The 25132-nt window shown below is 40.0% G+C and carries 26 protein-coding genes; 5 read left to right on the top strand and 21 right to left on the bottom strand.

Annotated elements, in window-relative coordinates:
• Positions 1-40: 40 nt before the first annotated feature.
• Genes PG418_RS06470 through PG418_RS06480 form a run of 3 tightly spaced genes read right to left on the bottom strand, consistent with a single transcriptional unit; the run spans position 41 to position 1696 of the window.
• Positions 41-634, bottom strand: a complete 594-nt coding sequence (locus tag PG418_RS06470) for a cytidylate kinase-like family protein (protein ID WP_008373636.1) — start codon at positions 632-634, stop codon at positions 41-43.
• A gap of 17 nt (positions 635-651) precedes the next feature.
• Complete coding sequence (locus PG418_RS06475; protein WP_055156236.1) at positions 652-1344, bottom strand: LrgB family protein; 693 nt, start codon at positions 1342-1344, stop codon at positions 652-654.
• On the bottom strand, positions 1337-1696 hold the full coding sequence (locus PG418_RS06480) for a CidA/LrgA family protein (protein ID WP_022220001.1): 360 nt from the start codon (positions 1694-1696) through the stop codon (positions 1337-1339). Before PG418_RS06480 ends, PG418_RS06475 begins: the two co-directional genes overlap by 8 nt.
• A gap of 167 nt (positions 1697-1863) precedes the next feature.
• Between PG418_RS06480 and PG418_RS06485 the strand changes: the two genes are divergently transcribed.
• From PG418_RS06485 to PG418_RS06495, 3 genes are all read left to right on the top strand, one after another.
• Complete coding sequence (locus tag PG418_RS06485; RefSeq protein ID WP_498837243.1) at positions 1864-2778, top strand: diacylglycerol/lipid kinase family protein; 915 nt, start codon at positions 1864-1866, stop codon at positions 2776-2778.
• 80 nt (positions 2779-2858) lie between these two features.
• Positions 2859-3617, top strand: coding sequence for a glycerophosphodiester phosphodiesterase family protein (locus tag PG418_RS06490; protein WP_306663733.1), 759 nt, complete (start codon positions 2859-2861; stop codon positions 3615-3617).
• A gap of 117 nt (positions 3618-3734) precedes the next feature.
• Positions 3735-4406: a phosphatase PAP2 family protein gene (locus PG418_RS06495; protein WP_055247549.1), complete on the top strand. Its 672-nt coding sequence runs from the start codon at positions 3735-3737 to the stop codon at positions 4404-4406.
• A gap of 74 nt (positions 4407-4480) precedes the next feature.
• On the opposite strand, the gene mutY is transcribed toward PG418_RS06495, so the two are convergent.
• The 8 genes from mutY to PG418_RS06535 form a co-directional block, all read right to left on the bottom strand.
• Positions 4481-6205, bottom strand: coding sequence for an A/G-specific adenine glycosylase (gene mutY / locus PG418_RS06500; RefSeq protein ID WP_498837244.1), 1725 nt, complete (start codon positions 6203-6205; stop codon positions 4481-4483).
• Positions 6206-6425: 220 nt separating this feature from the next.
• A complete protein-coding gene (locus tag PG418_RS06505; RefSeq protein WP_207719237.1) occupies positions 6426-6905 on the bottom strand; it encodes a YcxB family protein in 480 nt (159 codons plus the stop codon).
• A gap of 428 nt (positions 6906-7333) precedes the next feature.
• The gene (locus PG418_RS06510) at positions 7334-8461 is read right to left on the bottom strand and encodes a coiled-coil domain-containing protein (RefSeq protein WP_008373621.1); all 1128 of its coding nucleotides are present in this window, start codon (positions 8459-8461) and stop codon (positions 7334-7336) included.
• Between the two features lie 232 nt (positions 8462-8693).
• A complete protein-coding gene (locus PG418_RS06515) occupies positions 8694-10805 on the bottom strand; it encodes an efflux RND transporter permease subunit (protein ID WP_173692467.1) in 2112 nt (703 codons plus the stop codon).
• 252 nt (positions 10806-11057) lie between these two features.
• Entirely contained in the window at positions 11058-11324 is a 267-nt protein-coding gene (yajC, locus tag PG418_RS06520; RefSeq protein ID WP_008373617.1) for a preprotein translocase subunit YajC, read from the bottom strand.
• Between the two features lie 31 nt (positions 11325-11355).
• Complete coding sequence (locus PG418_RS06525; protein WP_044999150.1) at positions 11356-12531, bottom strand: M20 metallopeptidase family protein; 1176 nt, start codon at positions 12529-12531, stop codon at positions 11356-11358.
• A 56-nt stretch (positions 12532-12587) separates the two neighbouring features.
• A complete protein-coding gene (locus PG418_RS06530) occupies positions 12588-13256 on the bottom strand; it encodes a hypothetical protein (RefSeq protein WP_022219995.1) in 669 nt (222 codons plus the stop codon).
• Positions 13257-13268: 12 nt separating this feature from the next.
• Positions 13269-13979, bottom strand: coding sequence for a DUF5058 family protein (locus PG418_RS06535; RefSeq protein ID WP_195255529.1), 711 nt, complete (start codon positions 13977-13979; stop codon positions 13269-13271).
• A 216-nt stretch (positions 13980-14195) separates the two neighbouring features.
• Here PG418_RS06535 and PG418_RS06540 point away from each other — a divergent pair, with 216 nt between their 5' ends.
• Complete coding sequence (locus PG418_RS06540; RefSeq protein ID WP_195255530.1) at positions 14196-15818, top strand: PucR family transcriptional regulator; 1623 nt, start codon at positions 14196-14198, stop codon at positions 15816-15818.
• Positions 15819-16601: 783 nt separating this feature from the next.
• On the opposite strand, the gene PG418_RS06545 is transcribed toward PG418_RS06540, so the two are convergent.
• The 10 genes from PG418_RS06545 to PG418_RS06590 all read right to left on the bottom strand — a co-directional run bounded on the left by PG418_RS06545 (position 16602) and on the right by PG418_RS06590 (position 24197).
• Positions 16602-17657, bottom strand: a complete 1056-nt coding sequence (locus PG418_RS06545) for a helix-turn-helix domain-containing protein (RefSeq protein ID WP_118593911.1) — start codon at positions 17655-17657, stop codon at positions 16602-16604.
• Positions 17658-17877: 220 nt separating this feature from the next.
• Positions 17878-18465, bottom strand: coding sequence for a DUF2812 domain-containing protein (locus PG418_RS06550; protein ID WP_118224602.1), 588 nt, complete (start codon positions 18463-18465; stop codon positions 17878-17880).
• On the bottom strand, positions 18462-18785 hold the full coding sequence (locus PG418_RS06555) for a PadR family transcriptional regulator (RefSeq protein ID WP_055056227.1): 324 nt from the start codon (positions 18783-18785) through the stop codon (positions 18462-18464). Before PG418_RS06555 ends, PG418_RS06550 begins: the two co-directional genes overlap by 4 nt.
• A gap of 132 nt (positions 18786-18917) precedes the next feature.
• Positions 18918-19292 (bottom strand): TnpV protein, encoded by a 375-nt coding sequence (locus PG418_RS06560; RefSeq protein WP_117767282.1) that lies wholly within the window; start codon positions 19290-19292, stop codon positions 18918-18920.
• A gap of 4 nt (positions 19293-19296) precedes the next feature.
• On the bottom strand, positions 19297-20715 hold the full coding sequence (locus PG418_RS06565) for a plasmid recombination protein (RefSeq protein ID WP_118224601.1): 1419 nt from the start codon (positions 20713-20715) through the stop codon (positions 19297-19299).
• Positions 20716-20950: 235 nt separating this feature from the next.
• Positions 20951-21178: a DUF5348 domain-containing protein gene (locus PG418_RS06570; RefSeq protein WP_055258605.1), complete on the bottom strand. Its 228-nt coding sequence runs from the start codon at positions 21176-21178 to the stop codon at positions 20951-20953.
• Between the two features lie 174 nt (positions 21179-21352).
• Positions 21353-21592, bottom strand: a complete 240-nt coding sequence (locus PG418_RS06575) for a hypothetical protein (RefSeq protein WP_055258607.1) — start codon at positions 21590-21592, stop codon at positions 21353-21355.
• 67 nt (positions 21593-21659) lie between these two features.
• Complete coding sequence (locus PG418_RS06580) at positions 21660-22736, bottom strand: AAA family ATPase (protein ID WP_182389691.1); 1077 nt, start codon at positions 22734-22736, stop codon at positions 21660-21662.
• Between the two features lie 169 nt (positions 22737-22905).
• On the bottom strand, positions 22906-23991 hold the full coding sequence (locus PG418_RS06585) for a site-specific integrase (RefSeq protein ID WP_055258611.1): 1086 nt from the start codon (positions 23989-23991) through the stop codon (positions 22906-22908).
• A gap of 11 nt (positions 23992-24002) precedes the next feature.
• Complete coding sequence (locus PG418_RS06590) at positions 24003-24197, bottom strand: hypothetical protein (protein WP_055258613.1); 195 nt, start codon at positions 24195-24197, stop codon at positions 24003-24005.
• Between the two features lie 232 nt (positions 24198-24429).
• Here PG418_RS06590 and PG418_RS06595 point away from each other — a divergent pair, with 232 nt between their 5' ends.
• Positions 24430-24912, top strand: coding sequence for a helix-turn-helix domain-containing protein (locus PG418_RS06595; RefSeq protein ID WP_015541737.1), 483 nt, complete (start codon positions 24430-24432; stop codon positions 24910-24912).
• Positions 24913-25132 lie beyond the last annotated feature (220 nt).

Genomic DNA, 25132 nt, shown 5'->3' on the forward strand with positions numbered 1-25132 from the left:
TTTCTGGATTCAACAAACTAGTATATTCTTTTTATACCTTCTAAGCTCTGTCAGATTCTTCTGTCATCTTCTTATAATACAGAATCAGATCTGCTGCCTGTTCATAGGACAACTCTGTAGTGCTGACCGAAAGATCATAATTCTTCGACATTCCCCATTCCTGTCCGGTATAATCCTTACGAAAAGCGCTTCTTTTCTCATCCACATCCTGGATCTTACGTTTCGCTTTCATTCTGCTTGTAATATGATCACGCTCTTTCACGCGTTCAATTCGTGTTTCCATGTCTGCATGGACAAATACACTAAAAGCTTCTTCTCGGTTTCTCATCAGATAACCTGCGCACCTTCCCATAATAATACATGGTCCTTCTTCCGCAAGCTCTTCAATCAGCTTAAATGGATATGGCTTCTTCTTCGGTTCTGCAAAATTCATTGCGATTGAATAAAGAAGGCTGTCCACCGGCTGTTCATCCAGATACTCCTGCATTTCTTTCTCGTATCCGCGCATCTTTGCAATTTCAAACAGCTTCTCTTTATCGTAAAACGCATAACCGGTACGCTTTGCCAGCAATTCACCGATTTCATGTCCGCCGCTTCCATATTCCCGTCCGATACAGATAATTGTTTTCTCCATATTCTGCACACTCCTCTCTAATACAGGTGATAGAAAATCGATGCACCTACAACCGTCATCAATCCGGCCACTGCAATAGAAAGACTGCTCATTGCTCCTTCAATCTCTCCGATTTCCATTGCCTTTGCCGTTCCCATAGCATGGGAAGCTGTTCCGATTGCCAGTCCTTTTGCAATCGGATGCTCAATTTTGCAGAGCTTACAGATTCCCTCTGCAAACATATTTCCAATAATCCCGGTAATTACGATCGCAGCAACTGTAATCGTCACAATTCCACCAAGCTCTTCTGAGATTCCCATACCGATCGCTGTGGTAATTGATTTTGGAAGAAGCGTTACATAGAACTGCTTCTTCAGGTGGAACAACATAGAAAATACCCATACACCGGCAAGGCTGACAAATACACCTGTTGTAATTCCTGCAATGATCGCTTTCAGATTCTTCTTAAGAAGATTCATCTGCTGATAAAGCGGAATTGCAAGACAGACTGTTGACGGTGTCAGAAGGTAACTCAGTACATTCGCTCCCTTATCATAAGTATCATAATCAATTCCAGTCACTTTTAGCACGATAATTACAAAAACAATCGAAACAAGAAGTGGATTGAAGATACCAATTTTTAACTTTTTACGCAAAAAAATTCCTGCTTCATATCCAAAAAGACTGATCGCCATACAAAAAAAGGTCGATCCATGCAGCATATTACTCATCCTTCTTCTCCTCTTTCTTCAGTACAAACTGAGCGGTTCTTCCACTCACGCCCATAACCAGCACTGTTGTCACTACAATTGTAACCATGATCGGAACAAGAACCGGTTTTAAGTCTCCCCATGATACCATCAGACCTACTCCTGCAGGGATAAAAAGCATCGGCATGATTTCAATCAGAAATCCACCGGCCTCATCAACTGCTTTCAAAGGAATTACTTTTGTCTGCAAACCTGCCAGCAAGATCAGCAAGCCATAAATACTTGCAGGAACCGGTAGTGGAAGGATTGCATGCAAAAGCTCTCCTGCAAAAGAAATCAATATGATAATCAAGAATTGTCTTATAAATTTCACAGTATTACCTCCATTTATTTTATGTTTATTTTTTAACACATGTACCAGAATAGCACTTTTAACACTCTGCCTCAATAAATTTTTGCATTTTTATTGTTTTTTTGACAATATCCTCTCATTCCGATGCTAGAATGAAACTAAATTTACAGAAGTGAAGGGATGACTTTATGTATCATTTTATAGCCAATCCTAACGCCCGCTCGGGTCAGGGACTTGCACTATGGGAAAAGATTAAATTAAAACTGATAGCAGAACATATAGATTACCAGATCCATTTTACACATCACCGGCATCACGCAACGGAAATTGCCGCCGAGCTTACCGCCTCCGGGGATCCTGTTACGATCGTTGTACTTGGTGGTGATGGAAGTGTGGATGAAGTAATCTGTGGTCTGCAGAATTTAAGCCGGGTTACCCTCGGTTACATTCCGATCGGCTCTGGCAATGATTTTGGCCGGGGACTTGCCCTTCCATCCGATACCATGAAAGCTCTGGATCTGGTACTTCATTCTGAACAGACGCGCAAGATCAATCTTGGTGTATTGCACTATCATGACAAGGTTCACCGTTTTGCCGTCAGTTCCGGAATCGGATACGATGCAGCTATCTGCCATCAACTTTGTATTTCCAAGGTTAAAGTCTTTTTTAACCGGCTTGGTCTGGGCAAACTTGCCTATGCAGCCTGCTCACTCTACCGTCTGCGCCGCTGTCAGCCAGATGAGATGGAAATTCTTCTGGACGATACTAAAAGACTTCATTTTAAACGGGTTTTCTTTGCCTCTGCATTTAATCTTCCTTATGAAGGTGGTGGATGCAAATTCTGCCCGGATGCCAAACCGGATGATGATCTGCTGGACTTTATTGTGATTGCAAATGTTCCCAAAATTATTGCTCTTGCAATTCTGCCGACTGTGTTTTCCGGAAAGCATACCCGACTTCCAGGCGTACATATCTTCCGCTGTAAAAAAGCAGAAGTACACTCAAAAATAGCACTTCCGGTACATTCTGACGGCGAACCGATTTATCTCCAGAAGGATGTTTCGTTCTCTCTCGAACCTGAGACACTGAAAATTATTACATAAAAGAAGGGGACTTTTCTATGCTGTTGTTTTGGATTCTTTTAACTGTTGTTGTATGTTTTTTCTTATATTTATATATGATCATGCCGAATACTTCCCGTCGAAGCAAAATCCTCCCTTATCTCAAGCGGGATTATGCCCATCGCGGACTACATGATTCTTCCCGGCTGATTCCCGAGAATTCTATGCTGGCATTTCGTGAGGCAGTAAAACAAAATCTTGCCATCGAACTTGATATCCATCTCACCCGTGATGGAAAAGTAGTCGTATTCCATGACGAGTCTTTAAAGCGGATCTGCAATGCCGAAGGGACAGTTGAGGATTCCACGTTTGATACGCTACAGCACCTGCATCTTTCCGGAACTTCGGAGCATATGCCACTTTTTTCAGATGTCCTTCGCTATGTCAATGGGCGGGTTCCTCTTCTGATTGAACTGAAACTTCCGGACAGCAATATGAAGCTCTGTCCTGCCGCATGGGATATTTTAAAGGATTATAAAGGGCCTTATATGGTCCAGTCTTTCAACTCACTTGGAATCCGATGGTTTCACAAGCATGCGCCTCAGGTTCTTCGTGGACAGCTTTCTTCTGCCCTGACTCGCACGAATCCGGAAAATCCTTTTCTGGCGCGCTTTTGTGTACAGTTCCTGCTGACCAACCTGATCTGTCGTCCGGACTTTATTTCTTATAAACTTGCAGATGCCGGCAATCCTTCCGTCTGGCTGAACCACTATCTGTACCGTATTCCGATGGCAGTCTGGACACTCCGCAATCAAAAAGCTTATAAAACTGCACGGAATAAATATGATATGTATATCTTTGAAGGTTTCTCCGTAAAATAGAGAATAGAAAAAAATATGAATGTTTTATGAAGTCTGTTGTCGAGAAAAATTTTTAATGTTATACTACCTCTAGTAACAAGGAAGAAACATCTTCACCCGAAGGAGCTGATTTTTATCATGAGTCATATTTTTAAAAAATTAAAGACACTGATGCATACATACAGCCATGCATGGGTATTACTATATGCTTTTATTTATTTTCCATGGTTTACTTATCTGGAACGCCATGTGACCGACAATTATTTTGTAATCCATTCGATATTCGATGACTACATCCCGTTTTGTGAATATTTCATCATTCCGTACCTGCTGTGGTTTGCTTATATTGCAGTCACACTGGGATATTTGTTCTTTAATGATAAACAGGGATTTTACAAAGCCTCCGCGATCATGTTCAGCGGTATGACCATTTTTCTGATCATCTGCACGGTATTTCCGAATGGATTGAACCTGAGACCGGAAGTATTTACACGTGATAACTTCTGTATCGAGCTGGTTAAACGGATCTATCAGACGGATACACCTACGAATGTGCTTCCAAGTCTTCATGTATACAACTCTATTTGTTGTTACATCGCAATTTCCCATTGCGAGAAGCTTCAGCACTCCAGACTGATCCAGAAAGGATCTCTTGTTTTAAGCATTCTGATCATTCTGTCAACCATGTTCCTGAAGCAACATTCCGTAGTGGATGTAGTTGCTGCATGTGTGATGGCATATTTCCTGTACACACTAATTTATGCACAGGAAGGTGCAAAGTCACCACGGCTTGCACGTCAGGTGATTTAAACACTTATAATTATTTTGTTTGATCCAAAGAAAGGACATCGCATTTCGCAAAATCGAAAAGCAATGTCCTTCTTTTATTTCACCTTCCATGCGCTAAACGCCGATGGCATGGAATATTCCTTTTGTATTTCTTCCGGATGTGCAAAGATCATCTCTTCTTTGCAGTTCTTCTCCAGTTCATCCACGATCACCTCATACGCAGTCATATGCCATTCAATATGGCTGAAAATATGCTTCGCATTCCGCAGCTTTTTCACACGAATCGGTGCAAGCCCGATAGATTTACTGTAAGCAGTTACTTCGTCCATCGTAAGCTTTCCGTCCAGATTCGGGAACTCATACATACCTGCAAGCAGTCCCTTATCCGGTCGTTTCCGGATTGCCACATGATCACCATCCTTAAAAATCAAAACGGTTCTCTCCTCAATCCTGCGCGCTTTTGCCTTTTTCTTCACCGGCAGTTCATTCTGGATTCCCAGCCTTTTCGCTTCACAGATTCCCGTAAGAGGACAGATTTCACACTTTGCCTCCCCATTCGGCACACAGACAATCGCACCAAGTTCGATCAGCCCCTGGTTAAAATCCGATGCTGCATCTTCCGGGATCACCGGTTCAATCGCATTTTCTATCTTTGTCCTGACGGACGCTTTCATAATATCTTCATCGCTCGCCAGCAGTCTTGATACCACCCGGAGAACATTTCCGTCCACTGCCGGCTTTGGAATTCCATAGGCAAAAGAAGAAATTGCCCCTGCCGTATAATTTCCAATTCCTGGAAGCGCCTTGATCTCCTCATAATTTTCCGGAAATTTTCCTGCGTATTCTTCCTCGATCTTCTGCGCTGCTTTTTGCATATTGCGTACCCGGTTATAATATCCAAGCCCTTCCCAGAGCTTTAAAAGCTTATCCTCCGGTGCCTCGGCTAGATCTTTTACCGTTGGAAGCTCTGTCATGAAACGCTCAAAAAATGGCTTTACTGCTTCCACTCTCGTCTGCTGTAGCATAATTTCAGACACCCATACCCGATAGGCATTTACATAATGTCTCCATGGCAGATCCCGTTTCCGCTCTCTGTACCATTCCACAAGCAGCCCCGGTGCTTCATAGAGCTGTGGATTGGTAAGTACTACCGGAACTTCGTCCGCAATTGCAATGGAATCCTCCGTTACAAAACAGTCCTTTGCGATCACCTGAACCCCGGTTTCCGCTGCTTCTGCAAGAACATCTGCAAATTCTTTGTGAGTCCGTCTGTTTGGTGTAAAATAACGTACTCCTTTCATCTGGACCACAAAGAATACATAAGCCTCGTACCCATCCTGCACCGCTTCTTCCAGCTCTTTTAAATGCTTCACTGCCCGCTCGCTCGGTGCATCCGGAAACTTTACCACGCCTTCTTCTTCCAGCGTAACCCCTTTCACTTCTATAAACGCTTTTTTCTCTTCATATTCCACATACAGGTCAAACCTGGAATTCTTATAGGTAACTTCCGGTCTGACGATCTTAACGTCCTTGAACCATCTCCCGGCTTCAATCCATTCCTGCACCACTTTGTTTGTCACCTGGGAATCCATATTGATCAGCCGGTCAGCCTTCCTGACACTGATCAGATCCCAGCCAGTCTTACGCCCTGCACTTTCAGACTTCCGGACAAACACTTCTGCTCCCGGAACCAGAAGTTCCGCGCACCTCCCTGTGTTCTTCACATGGACCGTTTCTTCTTTTCCATTTATTTCTATTTTTGCTATAAATCGATTAGGGCGCTTTAAAAAGCGCCCCTTTTGTATTCTCTCATATATCATATTATTGCTCCCGGTTTCCGGCTATCACAAGTGGAATCTGTTCATGCTCCGCTTTTCGGATATACTCTTTGCTGATCTGCGAATCCGTAATGATCTTGTATACATCCTTAACCGGACAGATCACGGCTCAAATCCGCAACTCTTACTTTTCCATTTTCTGTTACTTTCTGTAATATATGATTCCGTCTTTCCTGTAACATTTTCCCCTCCACATAACAGGCTATCTCAGATGTACTCTGGCCGGTCCGAGTTTTTTTGTTGCCAATGTCAAAATCGGTACAAACTTGTCCCCAAAATCCGGTTTTGGTACAATCAATTCCTTTTCTGTCTCATAATAAAATCCAATTGTCTTTGGTGTTGTAACTACCTTCTGGATCTGTTCCCATTCATAAGTTTCTTTTTTATCAGCAAACTCTACCTGGATACCTTCATCATTGAAAGTCATTTCATTCGGAACGTGGTAACGTTCAATTCTTTTTACCTGCTTTTTAGAACGGTATTTCAGAAGCAATGGTGTATACACAATAAACACAACCGCTGCTGCCAGATAAAAAATAATCTGCACGGGTTTTATCTTTCCCATAACCAGCATGATGATTCCCATAAAAGCAATCGCTGCTACCAGAATATTTGTCAGAAAACCTGCCAGTTTCGAATAAGTATGATATAACGTAAAGTCAAACAGGTATGTATCTGTCATCCGAACTGTAATTTTCTCTTCCACTTTCCTTTCTTTAATAGTTTTCACCCTTTCGTTCGACAACTATTCTCTATAAAACAAAAGTCCTCTTGTATTGTAACACACAAGAGGACTTCATTCCATAAACAAATTATAACATTTTTATTCTTCCGGTGCAGCTTCACCTGTAGCTTTGTAGTGAGCCCATCCTTCCGGTGAGTAAATACCTTTCTGTTTCTTCTGCATGGACTCTTTACAGGACGTGCTGCATGGGATGCAGATAAATTCGACAAGCTGATACGTGACGCTAAGGCAACCTACGAAGCACAGTAACCGGACTTCTCCAGTACAAAGCAAAATGTGCCTTTTCGATTCACTGAAAATACATATCCCATTAAATTCAAAAGCGGGGCAGTAAAAGGTTTGTCCTTTACTGCCCCGCTTTTCTTTTACCAATCTGTATACAGATCTATATTTCCGGATCCACTTCCGGTATCATATACTTTTCCAGCACCAAGTGACGTCTCTACAACTGTTCCTCTCGGGTAATCATCACTTGCCAAAACAATGTAACCATCGGCATCCCTGATTGTTCCATCACTTGCTATATGGCGTCCTGGAATCGCAAGCCCTCCTCCCGGAAGTACCTTCTGAGAATAGTAAGTCTCGGTATGTCCATTATACCAGATCCTTCCCTTTGACGGGGTAAGACCGCCTGATGGGATCACATAGCCACCGCTTCCGGAATTGGAAGAATCGGAACTAGTATTATTCGATGAATTGTTGTTGGAAGGATTATTATTGCCAGAAGAACTGTTATTCCCCGCTGAACTGCTGTTCCCGGAATTATTGCCCGCAGATGTATTACTTCCGGTGGAAGCTGACGCCTGCTTTGTCTCTTCCTGTGCCTTTTTTGCCAGCTGCTCATCCGCTTTCCTCTGGGCTTCCTCCTCCTGCTTTTTCTGTGCCGCACGTGCCGCCTCAAGCTGTGCATTTACCGTGGCAAGGTCTGTCGAAGTCTCTTCTGCTTTTGCCTGCAACGCTGCCTGTTCACTGTCCAGCTGGCTTTGCAGGTCAAGCAGATCCTGCTGCCTGCTTTTCAGTTCAGCCTCCTGCTCTTCAATACCTTCACGTACTTTCACCATATTCTCCAGCATATCCTTATCGTACTTTGTAATATTCTGGATAAAGTCTACACGGTTCAGGAACTCTCCCATACTTTTTGCTTCACATACCATAGAAAGCAGTGTGTCCGAACCATTTTCATACATGTACTTAATTCGAGTCTTCATGTTTGCATACTGTACTTCCTCGTTATTACGGGAAATCTGGAGCGATGCTTCCAAACGGAATACTTCATTATTAGACTCTTCAATTTTCACTTCTGTCTCAGCGATTTCATTGCTGATCGTAACCAGATCCTGGTTGATCCCTTCCAACTGACTCTGTAGATTACTGGTCTTATCTTCGAGGCTGTCCACCTCTTCTGCATGTACCGACATCCCCGACAGCGCGATACCGAATGCACAGATCAGAGAAAGTCCGCACTGTACGATTCGTTTTTTCTGCATTTTCATAAATGTAATCCTTTCTTGAATGTTTTGGGGTAACACTAAGATAGTATATACTATTTTAATCAAAAGAACAACCTTCTATTTTCCGGAAAGGTCTGTACACAGCCATTTCTTCCCATTTTCAACATACAAAAAGCTTCTTCAGATGCCATTTTTCTCTAAGTGTATGACAGCAAAAAGGAACAGGCTTTTTACTGATTTCAATCAGTTAAGCCTGCTCCCTTTTCAGCAGAGCCTATGCTGTCGGCTCTGCAACTGTTTTACTTTTATCTTTTTTCACTCTGTATCCAGCAGTTGTTCTGCAGATGACCGGATCAAAGATCAGGAACATTGCCGGAAGGACAGTCAGTACTACGATCACACTGATGATCGCTCCCCTTGAAAGAAGTTCACAGATAGAACCGATCATATCAACCTGTGTATAACAAGTCACACCAAATGTTGCCGCAAAAAAGCTCAGTCCACTAGTAATGATCGATGGCATACTGATTCTGTGTGCAATCGCAACAGATTCTTTCTTACTCTTGCCTTTCATACGTTCTTTCTGATATCTGGTCGTCATAAGGATTGCATAATCAACGGTTGCTCCCAGCTGGATTGCTCCGATAACGATACTTGCAACGAACGGAAGACTCTTGCCCTGATAGAACGGAATCGCCATATTAATCGTAATCGCAAACTCGATAACCGAAACCAGAATGATCGGAAGCGAGATGGATTTAAATATAAGCAAAATGATAATAAAGATTGCTGCGATTGAAATAACGTTAACCCTTGTCAGATCGATATCTGTTACATCCTGCAGGTCTTTCATCAGTGGTGCTTCACCGATTACCATTCCAGACTTATCATAGGATTTTACAATCTTATCAATCTGTTTGATCTGTTTGTTGACCTGCGGAGTTGCAGACTCATACTTGGTACATACAAACATCAACTCGGTATCCTTACCCTGAAGCATACTCTTTACATCATCCGGGATCATCGATTCCGGAATAGAAGATCCAACGATGGAGTTAAGTCCAAGTGTCCATTTTACACCTTTGACATCATCAATTTCACTCATCATTGCCTTTTTCTCTTTGGCATCCATGTCTTTATCCAACATAACTATATGCATTGTACTCATATCAAAGTCATCTTTCAGTTCACTGTTTGCCACATTTGATGGAAGTGACTGTGGAAGTGACTGTGCAATATTATAATAAATTTTTGTATGATTATTGCCATAAATAGCAGGAATAAGCAAGATCAGGAAAGCAACGATCCATACTTTGTAATGTTTGGTGATAAATGCTGAAACCTTATCCATGCTCTTGATCAGCGGTTTATGCTTGGTTTTTTCAATCGGTTTATCAAAGATAAGAATCATTGCCGGAAGGATTGTTACACAGCAAAGCACTCCAATGATAACACCTTTTGCCATAACAATACCAAGATCACGACCAAGTGCAAATGTCATAACACAAAGAGCTACAAATCCTGCTACTGTGGTGACAGAACTTCCTACAATGGATTTGAATGTATTAGAAATCGCATGTCCCATCGCACGGTTCTTATCTCCCGGGAAACGGCGCTTGTTCTCTTCGTAGCTATTCAGCAGGAAAATGGAGTAATCCATCGTAACACCCAGCTGCAATACCGCCGTCAGCGCTTTTGTAACGTAACAGATCTCGCCAAGGAAAATGTTACTTCCCAGATTATATACAATTGCTGCACCTATACTGATCAAGAAAAAAATCGGTACCAGGAAGGATTCTCCGGTAATTTCCAGCACCAGAAAAGAAAGAATTGCCGCAATTACAACATAAATCGGGACTTCTTTCATTGCTACATTCTTGATATCGGCTACAACACCTGTCATACCTGCAATAAAACACTGTTTGCTGGCAATCTTACGCATCTCACCGACTGCATTCATTGCTTCGTCAGATGAAGTCGTATTGTCAAATAATGCGAGCATCAGTGTTGCATCTCCGTTGTAGAAGGCTTTTCTCAAATCGGATGGTATCATCTCTACCGGCAGTGAAAGATCTGCCACATCACCATACCATAATACTTTTTCGACATGATCAACCTTATTAAACTGGTCTGCCAGCTTCTGGATATCTTTCATGTCCGTATCCTCTACAACAACCATGGCGAATGCACCCATACCATATTCATCCACCATAACATCCTGTCCTTCTACTGTTTCCAGTGATTCCGGAAGGTAACTGAGCAAGTCGTAGTTAATTCTTGTCTTCGCCATTCCAATAAATGACGGAATCAAAAGCAGTATCCCCAGTAACAAAATTATAAATCTGTGTTTTGCTATCCATTTTCCCGCTTTGACCACAATAATCATCTCCCTGTCTTTACATTTTTATTCTATAGAATATTATACAAAAAAATGACTGATGGTCAATATCAAATAGTCACAATAATTTCATAATTAAAAAATGAATTTTGGTCATTTTTAGCATGGTTAATTTTTTACTATTTTCCAAAAACTATAAACTACAAAAAAACTGCTACTGGCAGTTTTTCTTGCACACAAACATACTAAAAAGGGTGTTTTTCTGGTATATTACAGAGAAACACCCTTTGCTCTTAGCTCTTATTTACGAATCGTAGATACAGAATAGACCAGAATTTTCATACAGATTTCTTTTTCCGGATCAATCTCTACTGTAAGGATTTCACCATCCCGTTCTTTTACTGTTGCGATAATCCCTCCCATTGTAAGAACCTCATCTCCAACCTTGATCGAATCATGGAGTTCCTGCATTTTTTTATTCTTTTTCTTTCCCGGAACTACCATCATAAAATAGATCACTACAAACAATAGTACCGCATACAATAAAATCATCATCTGTGCATTCATACTCTTATCCTGCCTTTTTTGCTTTATTATACTACTTCAGATAAGCTTCTACAATCTTTACAAACATTGCTGATCCTTTGTAGAGCACGTCTTCATCTACATTAAAGTGTGGATTATGATGAGGAACATCCGTATGCTTTACCGGATTAGAAGAACTAAGGAAGAAAAATGCTCCGGGTGCTTTCTGTAAGTAGTATGCAAAATCCTCTCCTGCCATATTTGGTGCCGGAACTTTACTTACAACATCCTCTTCACCTACAACTTCTTTTGCGGCTTCAGTTACAAGTGCTGCCATCTCATCGTTATTGATTACCGGAGGTGCTCCCCAGTCCATCTCAACTTCTGCTGTTCCTCTGAATGTTGCCGCTGTACTCTTTGCAATCTCTTCAATTCGTTTTGCAAGGTACTGTCTTATTGGCTCTTCCAGTGCCCGGATCGTTCCTTCGATTTCTACTTCGCTTGGAATTGCATTATAAGCAACACCACCATGGAAATAACCAATTGTTACAACTGCAGCTTTTACTGCGGAAACTTCACGTGCAATGATTTCCTGCAGGTTAATTACAATATGAGACGCCATTGTAATCGGGTCTGTTCCTTTTTCCGGAGTAGATCCATGACAGCCAGTTCCTTTTACATGGATCACAAATCTGTCGAATGATGCCATACAACATCCAGGAGTAATAATGACCTTTCCTGCCGGGATATCTTTGTTGATGATACTTCCAATATGCTGTCCAAATACAGCGTCTACACCATCCATTGCGCCATCTTTGATCATAATCTCTGCACCTTTGGATAATTCTTCTGCTGTCTGGAACAAAAGCCTTACATTTCCTTTAATCTCTGCTTTGTGTGCATTTAAAACTTTTGCGGCTCCAAGAAGCATTGTAATATGATTGTCATGTCCACAGGCATGCATCAGACCTTCATGTTTGGACTTATAATCGACATCATTTGCCTCCGTAATCTTAAGTGCATCCATATCTGCACGGAGTGCAACCGTCTTACCTGGCTGCCCGCCCTTGATCTCTGCAATGATACTACTGTCTGTTCCTGAACATTTATAAGGAATTCCGAGTTCATCCAGTTTATCTGTTACATATTTCTGCGTTTCCGGAAGATCAAGACCAAATTCCGGAATCTGATGCAGTTCTCTTCGCATTTTTACGAGTTCTTCCTGTAAACCTTCACATTCTTTCCACATACTCATGCTTATTCCCTCTTTTCTCTATGAATCTTTTGCTTTTTATTCATTTCCCGCTAAGCAGTTTTCTTTTCTTTTACATATAACAGTCTTGCAAATCCAAGGCTTCCGAATACAGACACAACGATAAGTACCCATGCCGGAGGAGCAATCGTAAATTTAAGGATAAGCGGAAGTCCCATGCCAAAGATGGCAACTTTAGGATATTTCAATGCATAGGTTCCAAAAGTTCCTCCAAAAATTGCACCTGCTGCATATTTTGTAAGAGCGGATACAATAACATCTGGAAGTACGGATACAACTGCTGATCCTACTAAAACAGCTGCTGTTGTAGCAATCAGGTTTGTAATAATAGAACCACAGATTGCCATTGTAGAAGCCACCTCTGCCTGAAGCGTTCCTGGTTCACTCTCCGTCGTTTCAAGAGCCATTGTTGCACATGGAACTCGCATGTTACCGATATTTCCTGAAAGGAAACTTAAGTATGTACCAGTAAGTCCAAGAGCTGCATAGTAAGAAATTGGTTCAACAACATAGAATGCACCAAATGATAATGCAACCATTCCCCATCCTGCAAGTACTACTTTCGGATCCGGCCAGCAGTTATAGGTAATACACAGCCAGATAACCGGTATAAATGATGTAAATGCTGCGAGCAGGTTTGTAGGAGTACCGATTCTAATACTATTCTTTTTCCATTCTGACATTAATTCTTTATTTTCCATAATCATACCCTCCTATGCTCCAACTGCCATATCATAGATGATTGCAAATAACATTCCGATGATCATTGCAATACCAAGATTGTACTCTCTGATTTTTGGAACTTTCTTTGCTACAAATTTTTCAAGGATTGCCATTCCGATAATACCACCGGCAACGGCTGCTGCATTTCCCCATCCTTTACCAATTTCGTTGACATCCAGATAACCGAAGATACCAAGTGAACAGGCCCCACTCATTACAACCAGCCATTTTGAATCGCCACCGCTCATCTTTGTTCTTAAGTTTTCAAGTGCAGGTGTAAAAAGACCTGTTACAACCAGCCATCCGGCTCCGTTGAGTGCCATTACGAACCAGCTGACAGCCATAACTTTCAGTGTAAATCCAGCTCCTCCAAGCTCTGCGCCTGCCGCTTCAGCACCAAGCGTTGCTGCAGTAAGCTCTGTCGGTGCTGCACCAATGATGGAAAGTCTCTGCCATGCCATTGGACCTCCGATCGAAGTCATAAGACCAACCATTACGATAAATACACCAAGTGCAGGTCCGATTGCGGAAATGAGACCGACTCTGAATGCTGTCTTCGGCACTGTTGTCGGAATGTTTGCCTTCACTGTCATTTTCTTTGCCATTCGGATATAAAGAACAGCCTGGACAAATGCAATTGCTACAGTAATACCACAAAGCAAATACACGATCATTGAATTAGAAATCTCTACATAATCCATATACTCTCTTCCTTTCTTCTTTCATGTTCCTTTTTTGTTATCCAGTTTCCTCTTGTTGATGATAAGTTTACAACTTAATAACTTTTCTTTCTATATATATCATGTACAAATTTATCTTGATTTTTTTATATTCGACATCATTTTTTTGTATTTGTGATATAATTATTTTATCAGTTTTTGTATTTGAGATACAATTTTATTACAAGGAGACTAAAAATGACTGTCGAAGAACTATTAGAACTGCCAACTATTAAGGGATTAAAACTTATTTCCGGAAATCTCGGTGTACACAGAGAAATCTCCACAGTAACCGTCGTTGATACTCCGGATGGCTTCCAGTGGTTAAAAGGAAATGAAGTTGTGATCACAACGACCTATGCCCTGGAAAAGACGCCTAATGCTTTTCTTGATTTCATCAGCAAGCTGTTGTCAAGAAATATCAGTGCACTAATTGTCAAATCGGACCGATACATAAAGGTTATTCCGGAAAATGCCAAAAAACTTTGTGATGAAAAAGCTTTGCCACTGATCTACTGTCCGGCAATCTACGCATTTGCCGACATTATCAATCCAACTCTGTCCGGAATTATATCCAAACAGGCGGAGCAGCTAAAAGAATCTTCCAAGATTCACGAGAGTTTCCTGGAACTGGCAATAAATGACCGCTCTATCCATCAAATTTTGCAGACACTGAGTACTCTGATCCAGGAACCAACTGCCTATGTTGATACTGTTTTCCACAAAGTATATTTTTCTGAAAATGTAAGCGAGGATAGTCTTTATCTGAAGGGATTATCATATGAAATTATTTTAAATGAATACCGAGAGAAATATCAGTGTATCGACGTTGTCAATAAAGAGCAGAAATTTGGATATATTATGCTTCTTTCTGACCGTTCTGACCGGACATATCCGGATACTGACTCCAATATCTACAAAACAGCGATCGAATATGCCAGTATCGTAATTATCCTGCGTATGCAGATCCGAATCAGTAACCGGATGATCGAAGAGAAATATTACTCTTCTTTTGTAGGTGATCTAATGCTTAACAACGTCAAAACACGTGAAGAGATCAATACACGTGCCCATTTATACGGCTGGGATCTGGACGGCGGCGGATTTGTTGCGATCATCGATATAAACAATATTAAAAAGTATTATCTGCGTGATCTGGATACCGGAACAAATGAAAAGCTTCAGAAATATACAGACCGGATTTTTGATACTTCTATTAAGTGTATCAAGCAGGCATTCCCTTCCACTATTTATTATTCACAGAGTGACTTTATTGCTTTTCTGATCACTGGAAAATTGCCTGTCAGCGCCCGTAAAACCCTTGCAGATACATTCAGTCAAATCCAGCACAGTCTGTTGAACGCCGTTCCTTTTACTATTTCAATGGGAGTTGGAATGTATGTAGATGACATTATCAATATTCACAACAGCTACCAACAGGCAAAGCAGGTCATCCAGACTGTCTATCAGATTCAGCAATTTAACCGTCTGTTCTTTTATGATCAGATTGGAATCTATCGTTTATTATTTTCTATTTCATCCAATAACGAGGCAATTGAATTCTGCGATAAATATGTAAAGCCTCTGCAGCAATACGATGACCAGCATCATGCAAACCTGATTGAAACACTACAGTCTATCATCAACTGTGGATGGAATTTAAAGCTGGCATCTGAAAAGCTTTTTTTACATTATAATTCTGTGAAATATCGGTTTCAGAAAATTTGTGATTTACTTGAAATTGATTTGAGAGATAATTCCAGACATACGGAAATAGAACTTGCTCTTAAGATTTATTTGATTCAGAAAAATCAGATATAGCGTGGGATTTTTCGACTAACTCATTCACTCGCGGGATTTCGCCCTATAAATAAGTAAAAAAATACAGGGAAGAAATGCAAGCACTCTTCCCTGATATTATTTACTTATTGCACGGCTCAATGCCATCACGAATATTACTCGATGATTGTAGCAACACGTCCTGATCCTACAGTACGTCCACCTTCACGATACTTTAATCCCGTTTTACCTCATATTTTTTATGGTTTTCTCTCCAAAATACAGTGAAAAACGGCTGAATTGCACCACCTATTTTGATTTGCCTGATTTCTTGGCACCGTTTTGGCACCGGAGAATACTCAAACCGATTTTCTTTTGTAGATACTAGATACTTCTCTACCAACTTTATATTGCACCGGTAATTTTTAACTGTTATAATCGAAACATGGGTGCTACCATAACGGTAGGCGGTTAGTCCTTCTCCAGAGGGACTGTGACCCTCTGATTACATAGAAACCTGTAAAGGAATCCATTGGAAAGGAGGGCTAAGCCAATGAGTATTATTGACTTCATAGCAGTAGTGAGCTTCGGCTTAACCTGCTTTAGTATCGGATATACATTAGGCAAAGATAATCATAAACCACAAAAATAACCGCCCTGGTCTGGTAAACTAAGCGGTTATCTTTGATGATATTCTAAATAGTAAAACGGACTAACCGTCTATCGGTAGCACTCTTTTTCTATAATCATATTAGCACGCATCTGTGGAAATGTCAAAAATTTTCTTCTTTCTCAACTATATCTATTTCCATACATTTTTACAACCTATTTCAAGTGTTCCTCAAAAATTAATTCGAGTTCCTTATTCCCTCTCAAGAATTCATACTCTTTCTTATTTTCAATTTCCGAATACAATTCACGAACAAAATTTTTTCCAACTCCCGAAAAAGCTTTTCCCTGTGCAGTATCTTCATACCTGTAATACAAAGGGGATTGTGTCATATTCCAAGGCTTCTGTGATTCACTTAATAATCGCTTAATTAACTGGATACATTTTTCTACATCTTTTCGATATCCAGCAATCAGCAGATATGGCACTGTGTTGCCGTAATTCCATAGTCCAAACAATGATATCATGTGATCTGTAATCTCAGCAATTTTCTCTGCTTTATCATGATTTCCTGTCTCTTCTTCCATTTCTATTAACTTATACAAGTAGCTTTGGATATTGATAACTGCCTGTAGCAATTTCCCTTCTAAGAATAATGCAGCAGTATCTGTTCCTTCCTGATGTGCTAATACACTTGTTTTCATAATCGTTGCATCAATTACAGTATCAGGAATTTTTTTCAAAAGGACATTTGCTTCTTCATATTTCTCCATTTGGACATATTTTGTTGCAAGTATAAAAACGCTTGAATTTCTCACTCTTTCAACCTGACTATCTGCTGTTCGTTCCAGCCACTCAATAATAGCTGTATTATATTCCATTCGTTCTTCGTCATTAAGATCTGACAAAGTCAAAGATCCGTTCAGAACGGTTGCGATCGTATAAATTAATAAGTCGCAATGAGGATACTCCTGTATTTTACGAGATGCCATCTCGAAAGCCTTTGTAAAGCTGTCCAATGAAACTTCCGAAAGTTCATTCACAAATTGTCCAATCTCTTTTTCGGTCAATTCTTCACGAAACGAAAACAATTCATTCATATCAATTTTCAATAATCGTGCCAAAGCTGGAAGTAATGAGATATCCGGATATGTATTTCCCTTTTCCCATTTATTTACCGCAGGAGTAGAAACACCCAGATAATTTGCCACCTGTTCTTGTGTTAATCCCTCAGTTTTTCGATAGTTTTTTATCTGCTCACCAATACGCATTGTTCACACCTCCTGTCCTTATTTCCATTATAGCGTTCCCAATACATGTTTACAATTGAGCCTTTGTTTACTTATTACTTTCTTTTTTTAACTTTCAATTAATTTTCTCTAATATTTATATCATCAGCAACAAACTGCCCACAAATTTAAGAACGGGCTACTAACCCTCAAACGACAGTGTATTACATTGCATCAGTTAAACCAACCTTGTTATCCTGAATCACCACTCCTTCATCTTCGCTTCATGCCTATTTTTCATAATTTGCAACTGGTATATAATGACAGGAATTAGAAAAATCACAGCAATTATGCCTAAAATAACAGACCGATTTACGGTAGCAAATGCTGCGAGCATAAGCATTAATAAAAGCCAGGGATTTCGCAAATTACTGTAATAATTTGCCCTATCTTCATAGGACGTATGAAGTTCAAAAGGTTTTCCATCATTTTCTTTTTCTACAATCAGCAATTCCCTGTTAAATGTTGTAGTGTTTGTTGCAATACGACCGCCAATTTCAGCCCACGGACGCCAGCGAACTTTGCCAACAGAATAATTAAGATTGATATTTTTATAGAATACGGAATATCCCATTTCTTCCAAGAAATCATGGTAATCTTCAGCATTAGCTTTTGATTTTTGTCCTATAAACTCCACGCAATATTGAACTTGACCTGGCTTACATTTTTCAAATTCATAGAGTAATTTCCCCGTTCGAATAAGGCGATAACCTTTTTCAGCCATCTTATTCAGCCAGTTTTTCTGTACCGTCAATAGCCCACCAAAAAAACGATAACACTTTTTACTCATAGTGTACCTCCTACAATTCCGCTTGCAATGCCTACAAGTTCACGAAGTCTGATAAGTTCTTTTTCAGCTATCTCCTTTCCTTTTACAGTGATAAGATACTCTTTTTTTCTACCTTCACTATCTCCGAAAAGCTCAATCCATCCCTTTTCCTGCATTGAATTTAATGCACCATATAAAGTACCTGCTCCCAATGAAAGCCGCCCACCTGTTTTTTCTTCAATGAATTGCATGACAGCATATCCGTGTTTAGGTGAATAGAGTGAAAGCAAAATATAGAATGTCACTTCTGTGAGTGCACCACTTTTCACATTATCCCTCATAGCATCCCCTCCTTATTACGGTTACTGTAATAACTATATCAGTAACCGTAATAAAAATCAAGAGATGTGAAATAAATCTTAATAAGCAGGATAGTATTGTGCTTTTCCTGTTCAGTCCTTTACAAACAATACTTATATATAAAGTGTTTCTCTCAACACCATTTCTTCTGCACTGGCTTTTATATTATTCATCAGCCTAACCCACTTCATCTGATTCCGTACCTTTAATTCTTCAGTTACACCCTGTTTTTCTGCCATCTGTTCCATAAGCATTTCCACCTGTTCTCTGCTCTCCTGATCGATCTGATTCAGATGTTCCGTCAGCTTTCCAGTCAACAACAAGTATTGATATTTTGCTGATCTGTGTTCCTTCAGAAATTGTTTTCGTAACATTCCATATTTTCCATATGTCGGTTCTTCTTCATTCAGTGCCAAATCTGGCAAATAATAATCTCCTTGCAAAGTATATCTTAATCCGTTCTTTTCATCATAAATGTGTTTTTCCATAATCTTATCTCTCCATTTCTCTGTTTTTTGATTTAGTTTTCTTACGCTGCTGATTCTCCATCTCGCTCTTTTTCATTCCCCATGCCAATCTTTCATGAATATTTCCCTTCGGCATTTGCTCCATCCGTCGCTTTTCTTCCAGGACTTTCTCGTTTTGAATATCCTGCTGTACTGCTGTATCTACAGTTTCTATTCCAAGAACACGCACAACACGATCATACCTATCAGAAACACCTTGTAATATATCTTTTTCTTCTGACAATTTCTGATTGTCTTTACGTATATCATCCAGTTCTCTCTGAATAGCATTATATTTCTGTTTCACCTTTTGATATTTTTTCTTCCACCCTTCCACCTCTTTCGTGAGTTCTTTAACCTGAGCCGCCATTACAGCAACCTTATTCTTTATTTGAAGAAACAGTGGTTTAATTTTTTTGTCTCGATAGGTTACTGCCCGTTCTAGCGTGCCCGCCTCCGGCAGTAACATTTTAACCGTTCCATATTCTTTGATTTCTTTGCTCACACTATCCATAATCGGTTGTAGCTGTTCTCTGCGATCTTCCAGGCTTTTTAGTTCTTTTTCTGCGCTCCCTGCCTTTTGTTCTGCTTCTTGCTTCGCCTTGATTGCCTGTTCCTTATCGTCTTTTAAATTCTGGATATCTGCTCTGGATTCTGCAATTTGTGCTGTTAATTCTTCTTTTTCAGCAGTTAGATGCTCTTTCTCCTGCTCCAATTCCTGTACTTCCTTTTTCCGTTCTTTTTTCTTGAAGTTATAGACATCCAGATGTTCCTCATGAGTACCTTTCTGTTCCCATTCAATTCCATACTGCTTTGCAGTCTCTGCCAGAACTTCTTTTTCATGATTTATCCACTGATTCAGTTCCGTATCATGCTTATTTCCACCTTGAAATCCAAGACTTTTTAATGCCTGTTTCAGTGAAACTCTGGTATCCATTCCTTTTCCTTTCCAGCCCGTCACATAAGGAATAAAGTCAATATGGAGATGTGGAGTAGCCTCATCCTGATGCAGATAGCAACTAAATACCCGAAGTGTCGGATTCCGTTTCTGGAAATCTTTTACATACTCATCCAGTACGTTTACAGCCAGATCTCCTGCTTCTGTTCCAACAGCCATATCTTCTCGGTTTCCAATCTGGAAAATCACTTCATGGAACAACTTTTCCTGTTTTCCCTGCCGGATTTTTTCATAGTAATTTGTAATCTTCCGGTCTTTTCTTTTCCCGGTATTGTATCTCTCCACAGCATCATCAAATAACTCTTTGTAAACTTCTTTCAGATTTTCATTCTGGTAACAAATATTTAATTGTACTCTGTCTGGGTCTACATTCTCTGCGAAAAACTCTCTCCTGTTATGAGCCAGAGAACCTTTCCCAATCATACCGCTAATTGTTCGTTTTATCATAATGTTTCTCACCTCTTTTCTAATCAAGTGCTAGATATGGCACATAATTTTTATTCACGCCAGTAATAGCGATATTAAGAAACTTTCGCCGGATACGGCGGTTTTGTTACTTTTTTCAAAAGTAACGCAAAAGCACTTTCGACAGTCGTACCGTCCATCAAAAGTACCCTTGCGCCCTGCCGGGGGGCTATTCCTCCCGTTGGTCGGTTCACTCCTGCGTTACTTGTATACTGAATTATCCCGGTATCCTTGCCCGGATATATTCCAGATCACCACAATACGGTGTTCCTACAAGATACCATTCTCTTGCAGGATTCATTTCCATTCTAGTCTGAACCCATTCATCATCAAGCAACACTTCCAGGCATTCTCCACAGTGAAATCCTGTATCAATCCATAGATCTGATGATAATAATCCATATCTTTTGTTATAACTGTTATATCCTAATCTTCCTTCTCGCATTATGCCATTCTCCTTTCATTTAGCGTTTCCGCAGGGACGCCCTGAATCAGGGCTCCCTTTTGAAAATTCTCTTCTCCACCAACCAACTCCCGACTACATCTTACCAGCTTTCTACTTGTCTGCTATCTACAGGTGCGTGACACGCTCCTGTAATAAAGTGTTCAGAAAGAACCTTTACCATCGAAAGTTCTCCGGTATTCCCCGTCTGTCCAGATATTCCTGCCGGAACTTTTCTCTTTCTTCTTCCGTTGGTGCTGTTTTGGATTTGCTGTATACTTCACGATTCACCATTGCATCCAGTTTTTTCTCCAATCCCAACCGGATTATTTCTTCGCCATCGTAGTTATCCATCAAAAAATATTGTAGGAGTTGAAAGAATAACTCGTATGGAATCTGTACATTTTTATTTTGCATCTATTCTCCTTTCAAGGTGGCAAGATTCCCTCTTCTTAAGAAATGGTAATCTTGCCATCTTCCATTTTTATTCTGGCAGCATCCAATACCATTGGTTTCCACGTTTTACGGAATCAATTTCAAGTTCCCGTTTGGTGTTCCATAGCGTTTTACTTTTGATTCCTCTGGCTTCTGCTTTTTCTGCAATTTTCTTCTGAGTCATTCCTCCATTTGCCAGTATCTCAAGGAGAAATTCTTTTGCTTTCCGACCTTTCTGTCCTCTGCCATCTCCATTAAGAAGTTCATCGGCACTGATATCATATTCTCCAATCCATTCAAACCCATTATTCTTATCCAGTCTGAATGCAATGGAAGTTCCTTCCGGTGCAAGAGAACTCTTCGTATGACATACCACTCTTACTTCCGGTTCATCTTTCACTCGCCCGACAATCAGAACACTTCTTGCAGCAGCCTGAAAATCAATGGAGCCAAGTCCTCGATAAGAAGATTTGCCGTTGCTGTTTTTGTTCATATGACCGATTAAAATGACTGCACAGTGATATTTTTCTGACAGCACTGCGATACGCTTCATCAGTGGTCTGATCTCATTTGCCCTGTGCATGTCTACCTCTGCTCCCAGGAATCCCTGAATCGGATCAAGAACAACCATTTTGGCTTTTGTCTGCACGATTGCTTCTTCTAATCTGGCATCTGCCATTGTCAGTGGCTGGTCACTGTCATCAATCACCAGCACCCTCGAACAATCTGCACCTGCAGCAAGTAATCTGGGTTTGATAGTATCTCCTAGACCATCTTCCGCTGTCTGATAAATCACATTTACAGGTGACATAAAAGACTGTTCCTGAATATTATCTTTGGCATCTAGATCTTCATTCTCACTACCGACTTCATCACTTCGTTTTTCTTTTGTTGTATCAGTAACAGGAAGAATCGGCTCTCCTCTGGTCAGTTTTGCAATAATCTGAAGTACCATTGTTGTCTTTCCTTCTCCTGGATCTCCCTGTATAATGGTCACTTTTCCATAAGGAATAAACGGATAAAGCAGCCATTCTACCTGTTCCACCTCTACTGAATCCATATTGATCAGTTTCAGTTTTGGTTCTATTCTGCAATTCTTAATTTTGTTTTTTTCATTCATATTCATTCCATCATCTCCTCCTGCCCTTCCGGGCAAGTCTCTGATGAACAGATATTCGGGAATTGTCGTATTTCTCGATTCGTGATATACTGAATCTGCCAAGATGGTATATCAGTTAATCTGATTATCAGAGAACTTGCTCAGATTATTTATCTGGGCTTTTTCTTTTGCCTTTTCAACATTCATCTCTTTCTTCTCCCAATCCGGTAACTGCATTTTCATTATCCAGCAGATTTGCAATCTTCCTCTGCTGATTTGGATAAAGATGTCCATAAGTATTCAATGTGATACGAATATCTTTATGACCCAATCTGTCCCGGATCAGTAACGGTTCTACACCTTTCTCAATGAGATAAGCCACATGACTGTGTCTGAGATCATGCACTCGGATTTTCTTTACTCCTGCCAGTTCAATCTGCCGTTTCATCTTATGCTGTACCGCTTCCTGAACAACCGGAAACAATCTTTCTGTATCCGGCATTCCGTAGTGACCATCTACAAATTCCTTAATTTCCTCTTTCAAAAATTCTGGAATTTCGATTGTTCGAAAGGACTGTTTTGTTTTTGGTTCTGTGATAATATCCTGCATTCCTGTTCGGTAATAAGTCTTATTGATACTAAGCTGATTCTTTTCAAAATTGATATCAGCTTTTGTAATTGCAAGCAGCTCCCCAATCCTGCACCCAGTCCAGAACAGCATCTCAAATATAAGATAATATCTTGTTCCCGGCTCCATTGTCTGTATAAACTGTTTGTACTCGTCCAGTGTCCAGAAGTTCAAACTTCTCGAATCCGAATTTCCCATTCGTTTCACTTTCTTGCATGGATTAACTGGCAAATCATATATTTTAGCTGCATGTGTAAACAGACTGGTCAACTGATTCTGAATCATTCTCAGATAAGAATCTGAATATCCTTTTTTCTGAATTTCATTCTGCCACTGAATAATCTGTGAAGCCTTGATCTCACTCATCATCTGATTTCCAAAGTATGGAACGATATGCTGTTGCATCATATATCTTTTATTTTTGATTGTTCGATCTTTTAGGTCATTCTGTTTGTCTGAAAAATAAATCTCAATAAAATCGCTCAGTTTCATATCCATACTTCGCTCAGTGCTCAACTTTTTACTTCGTTCAAACTCCAATGCTTCTCGCTTTGTTTCAAATCCACGCTTTCTGCGTTTTTTCTTCTCACCCATAACATTTGTCTCAAACCACTGGGCTGTCCATTTTTTTGTGTCTTTTTCTCTGTAAGCCATATTAATCCTCCTTAATTTCCTGCTATTTCATAGCCATACATCTTTTTTGCCCAAAACGCCTTTGGTATTCTTCCAGCCATCGTAATATATCCCTGTGCAGCCAGTTCCTTATTCATAGCTTTCACCAGTTTATAAGCATAAGATTTTGAGCAGTTTAATTCCTGTGCCACTTCATCAGCACTCATCATATAATTGTAGCTTGCCATACTGCATCCTCCTTTCCTCTCCAGATACAGAATACGTTTACTGTATTTCTATATCTGTACGAATTTCGTAAATTGATAATATCATGTATTTATTTCATTGTCAATATTTCGTAAACATATTTTTACGAATTTCGTATATTATTTTCTCTTTATTTTATTCCAGGTCTGTGCTATGATATTCTATAGATTTATGTTTTTCGTAATTTTGCAATATATGAAAAAGGAGGATTCTATGGGTGACGGTAAAAATTTAAAGAAATATCTTGATGAAAAAGGCACAAATGTCCGTAAAATTGCAAAGGCAACCGGAATCAGTGCCACAACCTTATATTCAATTATTCAAAAAGATTCCAATATTCGATTTGATTTTGCTTTAAGACTTGCAAATGAATTACAAATTGATGTGAATGAGATATGTTCTGCCAGTCCATTTTCTGGCACAATTAAGGAAGAAGAGATTTATCCTACACTTCCAGACGGTTTGAACGGAGCATTAGACGCAAGCCGTGTAAAGACTTATTTAAAAAATTCTATGTACCCGTTGATGTATCTTTTCGGTAAGAACAGTATGCCTGATGTAGATAATCTGCTCACATCGTTCTATCAGCTTGATGATGAAGCCAGACAGGAAGTTGTGGAAACGATCCGTCTGAAACTGCAATATCATCGTGATCCGGAACGTGCTGAACAGATCAAACAGATCAAAGGCTGGTAAAAAAATTACTCCTGTGAATAGCAAATATTCGCAGGAGTTTCTTTTTGGCACCGTTTTGGCACCGCTAGACTGATTTTTCAATTTTAAATTTATCCGTATTTCATCTTTCTGATAAACGTTTCACTGTTTCTAATCTGATAATTTTACAAGCAATTCTTTTCTTAGAGTACAGAAAAACCCCAGAAACACAAGGTTTCTGGGGTATCTTACGTTTGGACAC

This window comes from Bariatricus sp. TF06-38A, assembly GCF_027690675.1.
In the GTDB taxonomy this organism is placed as follows: domain Bacteria; phylum Bacillota; class Clostridia; order Lachnospirales; family Lachnospiraceae; genus Allocoprococcus; species Allocoprococcus comes.